9 protein-coding genes are annotated in these 12,731 nt (G+C 52.0%); 4 read left to right on the forward strand and 5 right to left on the reverse strand.

The genetic code is table 11. From position 1 onward, the window contains the following. The first annotated feature begins 53 nt into the window (after nt 1-53). Nucleotides 54-434, forward strand: a complete 381-nt coding sequence (panD, locus tag GSQ70_RS06420) for an aspartate 1-decarboxylase (RefSeq protein ID WP_158781775.1) — start codon at nt 54-56, stop codon at nt 432-434. Nucleotides 435-467: 33 nt separating this feature from the next. Here panD and GSQ70_RS06425 read toward each other — a convergent pair whose 3' ends face one another. The 3 genes from GSQ70_RS06425 to GSQ70_RS06435 form a co-directional block, all read right to left on the reverse strand. After that, nucleotides 468-1,475, reverse strand: a complete 1,008-nt coding sequence (locus GSQ70_RS06425) for an acyltransferase (RefSeq protein ID WP_158781776.1) — start codon at nt 1,473-1,475, stop codon at nt 468-470. 191 nt (nt 1,476-1,666) lie between these two features. Then, a complete protein-coding gene (locus tag GSQ70_RS06430) occupies nt 1,667-2,437 on the reverse strand; it encodes an ABC transporter permease (RefSeq protein WP_158781777.1) in 771 nt (256 codons plus the stop codon). Beyond that, nucleotides 2,434-3,360 (reverse strand): ABC transporter ATP-binding protein, encoded by a 927-nt coding sequence (locus GSQ70_RS06435; protein ID WP_158781778.1) that lies wholly within the window; start codon nt 3,358-3,360, stop codon nt 2,434-2,436. The genes GSQ70_RS06430 and GSQ70_RS06435 overlap by 4 nt, the downstream gene beginning before the upstream one ends. A gap of 106 nt (nt 3,361-3,466) precedes the next feature. On the opposite strand from GSQ70_RS06435, the gene can reads away from it, so the two are divergent. Next, entirely contained in the window at nt 3,467-4,132 is a 666-nt protein-coding gene (gene can, locus GSQ70_RS06440) for a carbonate dehydratase (RefSeq protein ID WP_158781779.1), read from the forward strand. Nucleotides 4,133-4,212: 80 nt separating this feature from the next. Here the strand turns inward: can and hpt are convergent, their stop codons facing one another. Beyond that, complete coding sequence (gene hpt / locus GSQ70_RS06445) at nt 4,213-4,749, reverse strand: hypoxanthine phosphoribosyltransferase (protein WP_158781780.1); 537 nt, start codon at nt 4,747-4,749, stop codon at nt 4,213-4,215. Between the two features lie 138 nt (nt 4,750-4,887). On the opposite strand from hpt, the gene GSQ70_RS06450 reads away from it, so the two are divergent. Further along, entirely contained in the window at nt 4,888-6,171 is a 1,284-nt protein-coding gene (locus GSQ70_RS06450) for a cystathionine gamma-synthase family protein (RefSeq protein WP_158781781.1), read from the forward strand. A 587-nt stretch (nt 6,172-6,758) separates the two neighbouring features. Then, nucleotides 6,759-10,529 (forward strand): S6 family peptidase, encoded by a 3,771-nt coding sequence (locus GSQ70_RS06455; protein ID WP_158781782.1) that lies wholly within the window; start codon nt 6,759-6,761, stop codon nt 10,527-10,529. A gap of 125 nt (nt 10,530-10,654) precedes the next feature. On the opposite strand, the gene cueO is transcribed toward GSQ70_RS06455, so the two are convergent. Beyond that, complete coding sequence (gene cueO, locus GSQ70_RS06460) at nt 10,655-12,322, reverse strand: multicopper oxidase CueO (RefSeq protein ID WP_158781783.1); 1,668 nt, start codon at nt 12,320-12,322, stop codon at nt 10,655-10,657. Nucleotides 12,323-12,731: the final 409 nt, after the last annotated feature.

Here is a 12,731-nt window from a genome sequence, read left to right on the forward strand (position 1 = left end):
GTGAATACTGGCGTTCGTTTTCTGATTTCCCGTTAAGGTAAAGGTAGAAAGTTATGAACCGTACTATGTTGCAGGGCAAACTTCACCGGGTCAAAGTGACCCAGGCGGATCTGAACTATGAAGGCTCCTGCGCCATCGATCAGGATTTCCTCGACGCTTCCGGCATTCTGCAGTACGAAGCGATCGACATCTATAACGTGACCAACGGTCAGCGTTTCTCCACTTACGCTATTGCGGCTGAACGGGGGTCTAAAATCATCTCCGTCAACGGTGCCGCAGCCCGCTGCGCCTGCGAAGGGGATATTTTGATTATCTGCTCCTACGTGGATATGCCCGACGCAGAAGCGCGCCAGTGGCAGCCGAAAGTGGCCTATTTCGAAGGCGACAACGTGATGAAACGCCTGGCGAAAGCGGTCCCGGTTCAGGTCGCCTGATCCGTATGGGCTGGCTGCGGCCAGCCCCTCCCCTTATTGCGCCAGCACCGGCATCCTGACCGGCCGCTTCGCGGTAAACAGAAAGTTAAGCCATCCGCGTTTACGTAGCAGGCAAATTCCCAGTGGGAATGCCAGTGAAGCAACCAAAGCACCAACAAACTTCAGATCGCTGATCAGCAGTGAGTCGTGACTGTGTTTCAGCAGCTTGGCAAAAGCCTGGATCACCAGGTAGTGGGTCAGATAAAACACAATTGAGTTCTCACCAATAAAAAACACCGCACGCAACTTGATTTTCATCGCCAGACGAATAAATAGCGGGACGGCCATCAGTGCCAACGGGGCCAGCAACGGATAAGCAATTTTATGCACCATAAAAAGATTCAGGCACGAGAGCACAACAAAAGCGGTCAGAGAAACGGCTATCAGGCGATTGTTCTGGCATAAGTGGGGAATGTTCACTCTGTTTTTCACTAAAAAATCACCCAGATAGAAAAAAATGAAAAGGTAAATAGATTTATTAACATGCATGCTGTCAAAGCTGGCGAAGATGCCGTCAGGGATGGCGGGTAACAGCCAACTCAATAATATGCAGGCTGAAATAACCCAATAAAATGCGATATGCCTGACCAGAAGGATGACCATAAAAAACAGAAAAAGGGAATGCAGAAACCAGGTGATATCACCGCCGCCGCTCAGGTGAGAAACCAGCACGGCCAGCGGTGACTGTGGATGATTTGAGTAGCGGCTGAACAGCATCTTCATGCCGCCGTATATTGTCACCCATACCGCAAAAGGATAGAGGATATTCAATACCTTATTGCGCAGAAAAAGCGGAATTCCCTTTTTTAAACCACTTTCAACAAACAGCCCGGAAACGAAAAACATCAGGCCCAGACGCAAGGGCTGAAACAGGGTGTTGATCAGCTCACTAAGGGCAGTGAAATGACCGGTATAACCATTAACGGCAATCGTGCAATGCAGAAATATAACGGCGAGAATACTCAGACCACGCAGGTTATCTACCCAGGTAATTCGGTTCATATTTCAATCCTTTGAAAACACCATCATCATGATATTTCTGAAACCCGTCTGGTTTCTTAATTATTATTACTCTCTCCAGGCAAACAGCGAAAGTAAAAAAACTTTCCGGACCTGTTTTTAAGATAATCTTGTTTTTTTAACATAAAAAAAGCGGACCCTGTTGCGGCCCGCTTTATTATTAAATTTCCTGATTAGGTCCGCAGACCACGCCCGCGCTGGATTAATACCCAGACCATCAGGTAAAACACCACGATAAAGGCTACCAGCACTGCCACGGTAAATACCAGCGGCACATCGGAGATGCCAAGGAAGCCATAACGGAAGCCGCTGATCATATAGACGATCGGGTTCAGCCTGGAGATCATCTGCCAGACAGGAGGGAGCAGCGTTAACGAATAGAACACCCCGCCCAGATAGGTCAGCGGCGTCAGCACAAATGTCGGGATCAGGCTGATATCGTCAAAGGTGCGGGCAAACACCGCGTTAAGCAGGCCCGCCAGCGAGAACAGGATGGCCGTCAGCAGCAGCGTCACGCCCACCATCAGCCAGGAATGCACCTGGAACGGCACGAAGAACAGCGAAATTACCGTTACCAGCACGCCAACACAGATGCCACGTGCCACACCACCGCCTACATAACCGGCGATAATCACGTGAGTGGGAACCGGCGCGACCAGCAGCTCTTCGATATTGCGCTGAAACTTGGAGCTGAAGAATGACGAGGCCACGTTGGCATAGGCGTTAGTGATCACCGCCATCATGATCAGACCCGGCACAATAAACTGCATGTAGGTAAAACCATGCATATCGCCAATCCGCGAACCGATCAGATTGCCGAAGATGATGAAATAAAGAGTCATGGTGATCACCGGCGGCACCAGCGTCTGGATCCAGATGCGGGCGAAACGGTTCACTTCTTTTCCCCAGATGCTCTTCAGGGCAACCCAGTACAAATGTGTCATGCTTTCTCTCCTTTGCGACCGTTCACCAGGTCAACAAACAACTCCTCAAGACGGTTTGCTTTGTTGCGCATACTCAGCACCTGTACGCCCTGATGGCTGAGCTGGTTGAATACGCTGTTCAGCCCCTGCTCGCGCAGCACTTCTACTTCCAGCGTGGAAGTGTCCACCAGACGATACTGGAAACCTTCCAGCTGCGGCAGTGGGCTTTTCGGCGCCAGATCGAGGATAAAAGTTTCTGATTTCAGCTTGGACAGCAGGCCCTTCATGGTGGTGTTTTCCACCAGTTCGCCACGCTGGATAATGCCGATATTGCGACACAGCATCTCGGCTTCTTCCAGATAATGGGTGGTCAGAATGATGGTGGTGCCCCTGGCGTTAAGATCCTGCAGGAAGGTCCACATCGAACGACGCAGTTCGATGTCCACGCCTGCGGTAGGTTCATCAAGGATCAGCAACTTTGGCTCATGCATCAACGCACGGGCAATCATCAGGCGGCGCTTCATCCCGCCGGAGAGCATCCTTGCCCGCTCGTTACGCTTTTCCCACAGATCGAGCTGCCGGAGGTATTTTTCCGCCCGGACAATGGCGTCCTTCTTCTCCACGCCGTAGTAACCAGCCTGATCCACCACGATCTGTTGTACGGTCTCAAACTGGTTGAAGTTAAATTCCTGCGGCACCAGTCCTAACTGGCGTTTGGCATTGACCACATCCTGCTGCAGGTCATAACCGAACACCCGCACCTTGCCACTGGTTTTATTGACCAGCGAGCTGATAATGCCAATGGTGGTGGATTTTCCCGCGCCGTTAGGCCCGAGCAGCGCATAGAAATCACCGGCTTCGACAGTGAGATCAATTCCCTTGAGGGCCTGAACGCCGCCTGCATAGGTTTTGGTCAGATTGGAAAGTTCCAGTGCATAAGTCATAGGTTAAAGAGTGCCCTGTTTTGAGTGGTTTTCTTATTTGCCGTTTTAAATCACGTTTTCCTGGCCTATATTACTGCAACGTGTTCCGAGTATTGGCCGAGTAAAAATGAAAGATATTGATACCCTTATCAGCAACAACCGCGAGTGGTCCAAGCTACTGAAAGAGGAAGACCCGGGCTTTTTTGAGCGCCTTTCTCTGGCGCAAAAACCCCGTTTTCTGTGGATTGGCTGTTCCGACAGCCGCGTACCGGCTGAGCGGCTGACCGGTCTGGAACCGGGTGAACTGTTTGTTCACCGCAACGTCGCCAACCTGGTGATCCACACCGATTTAAACTGCCTTTCCGTGGTGCAGTACGCCGTGGAAGTGCTGGAAGTGGAACACATTATTATCTGTGGTCACTACGGCTGCGGCGGCGTGCAGGCAGCGGTGGAAAACCCTGAACTGGGGCTGATCAACAACTGGCTGCTGCACATCCGCGATCTGTGGTACAAGCATAGTTCGGTACTGGGCGAGCTGCCGCCGGAAAAACGCTTCGACAAACTGTGTGAAATCAACGTGATTGAGCAGGTATATAATTTGGGTCACTCCACCATCATGCAGTCTGCGTGGAAGCGCGGTCAGAAAGTGACCATTCACGGCTGGGTTTACGGCATTCAGGACGGCTACCTGCGCGACCTGGAAGTGGCCGCCACCAACCGCGAAATCCTGGAACAGCGCTACCGCCACGGTATTGCTAACCTGCTTTCCGACGTGGAAAGCCCGAACGATTAACAAGTCGCTTAATATAACAGGCCGGAAAGTCCGGCCTTAGTCGATTGTGCTGTACCGCTACCCGCCTGAAATCAGGCGTATTAGTCGTCCAGCATCACCACTTTGCCCACGAAGGGCAGATGACGGTAGCGCTGGGCGTAATCAATCCCGTAGCCCACCACAAATTCATCAGGAATGGTGAAGCCGACGTACTCAACCGGCACTTCCACTTCACGACGCTCCGGCTTATCCAGCAGCGTACAGATCGCCAGTGACTTCGGCTGACGCAGGCCGAGGATTTCGCGCACCTTGCTCAGGGTATTGCCCGAATCAATGATGTCCTCAACGATCAGAACATCTTTGCCACGAATATCTTCGTCCAGATCCTTGAGAATTTTAACGTCACGAGTGGTCGACATGCCGCTGCCGTAGCTGGAGGCGGTCATAAAATCGACTTCGTGAGAGACGTCGATTTTGCGGCAGAGATCCGCCATAAACATAAAGGAGCCGCGCAGCAGGCCGACCAGCACCATATCACTGCCGCTGTTGCGGTAGTGTTCGGTGATTTGCTTGCCCATTTCAGCGATACGTTTGGCGATCTCATCTTCAGAGATCATGACTTCTACGGTGTGTTTCATAACTTATGTCGATATTGTCGATGGCTTAAGGGAAGCCGCGAAGTTTATCACACTTCAGCCACGCTTTTGCGCCCTTCGCCATGCTGGCTTATGCTCAACTTAACAGTATGACCACATGCCAGCCCGGCAGGAGATTGCATGAACACCCCGCATTCCCAAAAGACTCACCCCGGCAGCCGCAAGCTGCAACCTGAAACGCAGATGCTTAACTACGGCTATGATCCGGCGCTGTCTGAAGGCGCGGTCAAACCGCCGGTCTTTTTAACCTCAACCTTCGTTTTTAACACCGCAGAAGAAGGCCGCGACTTCTTTGATTATGTTTCAGGGCGGCGTGAACCGCCTCCTGGTGGCGCAAACGGCCTGGTCTATTCGCGCTTTAACCATCCCAACAGCGAGATTGTGGAAGACCGCCTGGCAATTTATGAGCGCACCGAAAGCGCCGCACTGTTTTCTTCGGGAATGTCGGCTATCTCCACTACCCTGCTGACATTTGTCGAACCAGGTGATGCCATTTTGCATTCGCAACCGTTGTATGGCGGCACTGAAACCCTGCTGACCAAAACTTTCCGCAAGCTGGGTGTGGCTACCGTGGGCTTTGCCGACGGGGTGAATGAAGCCCAGGTGCAGGCAGCCGCTGAAGAGGCGATGAAACAGGGCCGGGTTGCAGTGATCCTGATTGAATCTCCGGCTAACCCCACCAACAGCCTGGTCGATATTGCACTGATTAAACGGGTAGCCGGTGTCATTGAGAAAAAGCAGCAGCACCGTCCGGTTATAGCCTGCGATAACACCCTACTCGGGCCAGTGTTCCAGCACCCGATTGAGCAGGGAGCCGATCTGTCGCTGTACTCACTGACCAAATACGTCGGCGGACACTCTGACCTGATTGCGGGTGCGGCAATGGGTAGCAAGGCCCTGATTAAACAAATTAAATCACTGCGAGGTGCCATTGGCACTCAGTTGGACCCGCACTCCTGCTGGATGATTGGCCGCTCGCTGGAGACGCTGTCGCTGCGTATGGAACGGGCTAACGACAATGCGGCTGCCGTAGCGGAGTTCCTGCGTTCTCATCCGAAAATTGAAAAACTGCACTATCTGCCCTTCCTGGATGCTGACTCACCTGCAGGAAAAACCTTCAGTAAGCAGTGCTCCGGTGCAGGCTCCACGTTCTCCTTTGATGTGGCAGGCGGCCTGCCAGCCGCGTTCAAGCTTCTGAACACATTGCAACTTTTCAAACTGGCGGTAAGCCTTGGCGGCACCGAATCCCTCGCCAGCCATCCGGGCACCACTACCCACTCCGGCGTGCCTGCCGATGTCCGCGCGCGTATTGGCATTAATGACGCAACGGTGCGCGTCTCGATTGGCATTGAGAATAAGGATGATTTGATTGAGGATTTACGGATCGCGCTGGAGGGGGTTTAAAACCGGTCTTCACATACTGCCTGCTCTCCCCTGCCTGATGCTGGTGTTTTATCATGCCAGCAGCAAAGATAAACGGTGTCTCTGAGCGACCGTTGATATTGTCTGTTCTGGAGCAAACAGGATAACTACAGGAAAATAAATAGTAATATTGGCAAAAATATTTATTAAATCCACCAATGTTAAATTTTAGACAAAAACAATGAGTAAATATTCATGCTAATTGTTAAAATTACAATTATTTTCTAAACAAGCGCCCTCAAAAAGAATGAATTTAAATTATCACACTACGATCTGTAAGTCTGAAAAGTAAAAAATTATATTTTTCAACCTTATTTCACCTCTCGTTTAATCATTTAAGACTTTTCTTGAAATGACCGCTTATATCCTTCAGAATCTTATGCCTTTTCAGAGGACTCGATAAAACTCTTCTTTTAGTACACAGGAGGCCTGATTTATTCAGGGAGAGTGGGAACCGTGAACTCCCGAAGAGTATAAAAATGGAATTATTGTTAAGGATAATGACTTTGAAAAGAAGAAAAATTGCTTATTGTTGCTCTTTTTTTGTTTGCCTGACTTCCTCAGCTGGTGTGTTAAATCCTGATGTATCCGTTCAGGACTACCGTGACTTTGCGGAAAACCTTGGGAAATACACTGCCGGAGCAACGAATGTTCCCGTTTATAAAACAGATGGTTCTTTATCAGGCTATCTGGAATTTGCCATGCCTGACTTCGGCTCAGTGGTGTCAATGGGATATTCCACGCTGGTTTCGCCTTCTTATATCGTCAGCGTCAAGCACAACGGAGGCTATCAGAACGTTTCATTTGGTAATGGTGCCCAATACGCTGCCACCTACAATCTCATCAATCGCAACGAATACAGTTCTGCCGATTTCCACGCCCCACGCCTGAATAAAGTGGTCACTGACGCCGCTCCTGCCGCATTCGTGGAGAAGTCAGATTACTTATCCGACTATAAATCGCGCTACGCCTGGTATACCCGGATGGGTGCCGGGACTCAGGCTCAGATTAATGAAGAGGGCACGGAGCTTATCCAACTGGCCGGTGCCTACAGCTGGAAAACGGGCGGAACAATCAGTAAACAAAGCGTTGATAGTTTATCCTACAGCAGCTATTTACGATATTACCAGTTGCCGCCTGATGACCCGAATACCACTTTGCTTTCCATTGGCGGGCATGCTGGCGACAGCGGCAGCCCTGTTTTTGCTTATGACTCCATTGAAAAACAATGGAAAGTGGTTGGTGTTCTGGTGGGAAGCGATTCAAATAAAGGCATCTATCAGGATCGCAATGTCATCGGCTATTTGCCAGATGGCTATCTCGCCTCCATCCAGGAAAATAACACCTCTGCTGACGTGACCGACAGTAACGATGGCGGCACTATTCATTGGGGCGACTCTATTACCCAGAGCGGTAATGCGTGGTCATGGCAGGGACTGGCTGATGACTATAAAAACCAGGCCCCTTCGCAAGCGACCAATGAAGAACTCGACGCCACCAAAGATTTACGCTTCAGCGGCGATGGCGGCGTTATTGAACTGGCAGATTCCGTCAATATGGGCGCGGGTAAATTGCAGTTTTCCGCTGACTATTCCCTGACATCAGCCAGCGGCGCTAATGCTACCTGGGCAGGCGGCGGCGTGGAAGTGGATGCCGGTAAAGAAGTCCTGTGGCAGGTTAATGGCGTTGCTGATGATGCACTGCATAAAATCGGTGACGGTACGCTGCATATCAATGCTACCGGGGTCAACGAAGGTAGCCTGAACACGGGTGCCGGTACGGTGATCCTGGATCAACAGGCGGATGCTGACGGACAGAAACAAGCATTCTCATCCGTCACCCTGGTTAGCGGACGCCCAACGGTGGTCCTCGCTGATGTCGATCAGGTCAGCACGTCGAATATCTTCTTTGGGTATCGGGGAGGAACTTTAGATCTCAACGGTAACGCTCTCGACTTCAAAAAAATCAATCATACCGACAGCGGAGCAATATTAGCTAACCACAATAATTCAACTTCTGCGACGGTGACACTGAGCGGCTTCAGCAGTAGTGACATTACTATTGAAAAATTCAATGGATCCAACCCACGAGGCACCGTTGGTTCGATTTATATCTATCCAAACCCTTACACCAAAGACACAGAATATTTCCAGCTGAATAAGTCTTCTTACTGGTACTATCCGACGGATAAAAGCAGCACGGCTACCTGGACTTATTTAGGCACCGATCTGAATGCGGCAATTGATTACCGCCTGGCGCAACTTAACCAGCAGGTGTTTCGTGGCTTCATTGGGGAAACTGACGAAGATAAAATAAACGGTCACTTAGAAGTCAATGTTGATCAGCCCGGAGCACAGGCAAAAATGGCCCTGACGGGTGGCATGAACCTGAATGGCGACCTGAATGTGAAGCAGGGAACCGTATTGCTGTCCGGCCAGCCCGTCGCCCATGCTGCAGGTGTGGTGGTGGACGATGACTGGTCGACATCTTATTTCAAAGCCAGCCAGATCGTCGTGAATAAGGATGCGACCTTCCAGGTCGGCGAATACGCGGATGTTACGGCAGATATCGTTGCCGGTGAGTCTTCGCGCGTGATATTTGGCTATAACAACAGTACCGCAGAAGAAGATAAAATCTGGCGCTGCTATTCGGTGATCAACACCGACACAACGTCCTGCAGCCAGCCCGTGCGTACGGATGCTGAACTGGCCTTGCTGCCGGCCAGCGCCGTGACTGGTGATGTCTCGCTGGCAGACAACGCCAGCCTGTATCTGGGCAAAGTGGATTATCAGGGCAACATCACCTCAACGGGCAGCACCAGCGTCACGCTGGATCCTTCCGCTTACTGGACGATGACGGGTAACAGCAACATCACCACCCTGAATGCAATCAGTGGTTCACAACTGTCGATGCTCTCCGGTGAAATATGGTCAGCGAAAAATCTGGAAGTCGATACGCTGAACGCAACCGGACTGACCCTAAGTCTGGCAGTGAAACCAGCCACGGCAGAGAGCGATAAGCTTACGATTAAAAACGCCGCAACGGGTGACAGCAATATTCTGGACGTTTCACTGCTGATTGACTCATCCCAGCCCGTTTCACTGCTGGAAGATGTCGTGATGGTGGATGCGCCAGCGGGTACCGCTCATGATTATTTTACCCTGCCGGATATTGCCCGTGGATTCAGTCTTTATACGCCTGATTATAGAGTGAAAGATACGGACAACAGGGTGCAGTGGCTCCTGCAGCATAATGCTGAACCGGAACCTGAGCCTGCGCCGGATGTTCCTGACGTTACTCCTCAACAACCTGATGCCGAGCCTGAGTCACCTTCTGGTGATAAGACACAACCTGGCGTGAACGCAGAAGATCCCGCATCAGCAAAAGAGGGAGCCTCTGAAGCAGATCAACAGTCGGCTTTCAATCCTGATGACTGGTTCACCATCCAGGACAACAAAATACTGATCCGCGAGACGCGCGGGCTGATGGCTTCCCGTCAGTATATTTTCAGTGAAGCGCTCAGCCAGCTGAACAGTCGTGCCTCAATGCTGCGCTCACAGCCGGAGAAAAGCGGTCAGTGGGCGACCATTGAGCAAAGCAAAGGCGGTTTTGAAGGGTTTACCGTTAATCAGCAGACGCTGAACGTGGGGGTGGATAGCGTTCGCGACCAGCAGATGTTCGGTTTCAACGCCAGCTACACTCAGGGTAAAACCAAAGGCAACGGTCAGCAGACCCATCGCCTGGCAACGGTTGGCGTCGACTACTCCTGGTCTTCCCCGGCAGGCTGGTTCGTGGATGCGGCCAGTCGCTATATGCACCTGAGCCAGGAGTTCAGTTTCGACCCAATCCTGGGGATCAATGGCGCACAACGGGACAGTAATATCCTTGCGGGCAGTGTCAAAACCGGCTATCAGTTCAGCATGGCGGAAGGTGATTTCTCCGTATCGCCATACATCGGTCTCCGTGGCGGCTATATGTCAGGTTATAAGGTGAAAGGGGAAGATGCTCAGATCGCTCTAAGCTCCGGCTCGCCTTATTTCGTGACCAGTGGCGTGGAGTTGAAAAAGCGAGGTATCTGGGCCAGCAATCCTGATGTGATGCTGACAGCAGGGCTTGAATATCAATATTCCCCCGGCCAGGCGGGTTCTCGTCTGACGCTAAGCGACAGCCAGGCACACCGTGAATTCAGCGCTTTCTCTGATAACCGCTATCGCGCACAGCTCGGTATCGAAGGGAATATCAGTAAAAGCCTGTCGCTGAGTGCAAAGGTAAAAACCAGCTTCGGTGGCACCTTTCAGACTGACTATAGCGGCATAGCGGGGATCACTTACCACTTCTGATCGGTTTCCCGTGTAATACAGAGAAAAATCCCCGCGCTCCGGCGGGGATTTTTTTTCTTACCTGCTGCCGACATAATAGTTACTCCCGGAAATTATCACCAGAAATGATCCGATGGATTCAGGCCTCAGCTCTCGTCAGCGCTATTACCCGTCACGGTAAACCCCAGCATCATGCCGGTATCTTCATGTTCCAGCAGATGGCAGTGCGCCATATAGGCCTGATCTTTGGCTGCGGCGTGGTTGAAGCGCACCAGCACTTCGCTGCGCCAGCCTTCCACGCGGACCATATCTTTCCAGCCGCTGCGGTGTGGTGCCGGGGGTTTGCCATTCTCGGAGAGGATACGGAACTGAGTGCCGTGAATATGAAAAGGATGCAGCATTTCATCGCCTTCGCCGGAGATCGTCCACTTTTCCAGTACGCCCTGCTGCACATCAAAGGCCGGTGTCGTCATATCAAACGCAAGCCCATTGATTTTATTGCCATTGCGGAAATCGTAAGATGTGGAACCTGCCTGATTATGCTGCATGTCCGGCATCGATGCGTGCTCCATTCCCTGCATTGACCCCTGATTTGAACCCTGCATCGCGCCATGGTCCATCCCGCCCTTACCCGCAGAATTATCGCCATCGTTATCATGCGCATCGCCACTCATGCCCGCCATCGCGGCACGGCCATATTTCTCCATCAGCGCCAGCATGCCACGGCGGTCCAGCTCAGGGTCCATCATCAACTGCAGCCAGCGCTCTTTCACTCCTTCATGCGCAGGAAGTGCAGGCACGTCCACCAGCTTGTCCGGCAGCGAGCCGCTGGCGAGGATCTGCAACGGCTGAATAGTCAGCACGGGCAACGGCTGGTCAAACGGGGCCAGCGTCATGCCCATCTGCCGCACCGGCAGTGTCTGCAGGTCAAAAGTTTTGCCATCGTGGGTATCAATAAGCACTTCGAAGCGTTCGCCCGGCATCATTGAAAGTTCCATCAGCTTCACCGGTTCCGTCAGCAGCCCGCCATCGCTGCCGATAACGTACATCGGGCGGTGGTCACTGGTGGTCAGATTCAGCGAACGGGCATTACACCCGTTCAGCAAACGCAGACGCAGCCAGCCACGCGGCACAGCCTGCAGCGGATAGATTGCGCCGTTAGTCAGCATGGTATTGCCGAACCAGCCCACCGCCGCACTCATCACGTCCAGCTCATAATCGATTTTGCCGTCGTCTTTACTCAGCCGCTTGTCCTGAAGGATCACCGGGATATCATCGACGCCCCAGATTTTAGGCAGCAGCAGCTTCTCGGTGGCGTCATCTTTCAGGATCACCAACCCGGCCAGCCCCTGCGCAACCTGGTAACCGGTACGGCCGTGCTGATGGGGATGGAACCAGCAGGTTGCGCCCGGCTGATCGGGAGTGAAACTGACGGTGCGGAACTTCCCCGGTGCAATCAGCGCCTGCGGACCGCCATCCACCTCGCCAGGCAGTTCCAGCCCGTGCCAGTGAACGGTGGTCGCTTCCGGCAGCTTGTTATGCAGGTTGAGCGTCACCGGTTTGCCGCGCTCCAGCTGAAGGGCCGGCCCCAGCAGGTTGCCGTTATAGCCCCAGGTGGTGAAGGATTTTCCCATCCACTGGGTCTGGCCCTGTTGCGCCGCGATATTGATCATCCCGCGCGGGTCCGGCGTCAGTAACGCCGGAACAGGCAGTTCCGGGCGCACCTGCTCCGCCATCAGAGAACGGCTCCATAATGGCAGCGCGCTGGCAGCCCCCATTGCGGCACTCAACTTAATAAAATCACGGCGTTGCATCAGCCCTTCCTTATCCTGGCAATCATTAACTGCGCCGCAGCATAAACCCTGCCCCTGAGGGAAGGTCAAGTTATTAATAATTTGATGATTTTAAATCATAAAATAAAAAATCAGTTGTTGAAGGCCCCCATTAAAGCCCCCAAAATAAATTATTTTCCTGTTACATTTAGTTACACGTGAAGGCGGCGGATGAAAAAACATGCAACGTTGCAGACTCAGACGCAGCAATCTTATCACACAAGGTGATCTTGATACCTACTAACCCCACGTTACCATAAGGGCCAGTTCTGGTTAGTCTTTCATGCGTTGCCAACACATCCTGTAAATGTTTAACGTTCTTAAAAAAAGAAATTAAGTATTGAGCACCTCGAATGATTCACACATGAGGCAATGTTTCTTCTATGCTTAG

The organism is Pantoea sp. BAV 3049, from assembly GCF_009765445.1.
Lineage (GTDB): Bacteria > Pseudomonadota > Gammaproteobacteria > Enterobacterales > Enterobacteriaceae > Erwinia.

Bases quoted from the DNA above. Each gene is read 5' to 3' on its own strand.
- GSQ70_RS06450 (WP_158781781.1), top strand. From the start codon at position 4,888: ATGAACACCCCGCATTCCCAAAAGACTCACCCCGGCAGCCGCAAGCTG.
- can (WP_158781779.1), top strand. From the start codon at position 3,467: ATGAAAGATATTGATACCCTTATCAGCAACAACCGCGAGTGGTCCAAG.
- panD (WP_158781775.1), top strand. From the start codon at position 54: ATGAACCGTACTATGTTGCAGGGCAAACTTCACCGGGTCAAAGTGACC.
- GSQ70_RS06430 (WP_158781777.1), bottom strand. From the start codon at position 2,437: ATGACACATTTGTACTGGGTTGCCCTGAAGAGCATCTGGGGAAAAGAA.
- GSQ70_RS06435 (WP_158781778.1), bottom strand. From the start codon at position 3,360: ATGACTTATGCACTGGAACTTTCCAATCTGACCAAAACCTATGCAGGC.
- GSQ70_RS06425 (WP_158781776.1), bottom strand. From the start codon at position 1,475: ATGAACCGAATTACCTGGGTAGATAACCTGCGTGGTCTGAGTATTCTC.
- hpt (WP_158781780.1), bottom strand. From the start codon at position 4,749: ATGAAACACACCGTAGAAGTCATGATCTCTGAAGATGAGATCGCCAAA.
- cueO (WP_158781783.1), bottom strand. From the start codon at position 12,322: ATGCAACGCCGTGATTTTATTAAGTTGAGTGCCGCAATGGGGGCTGCC.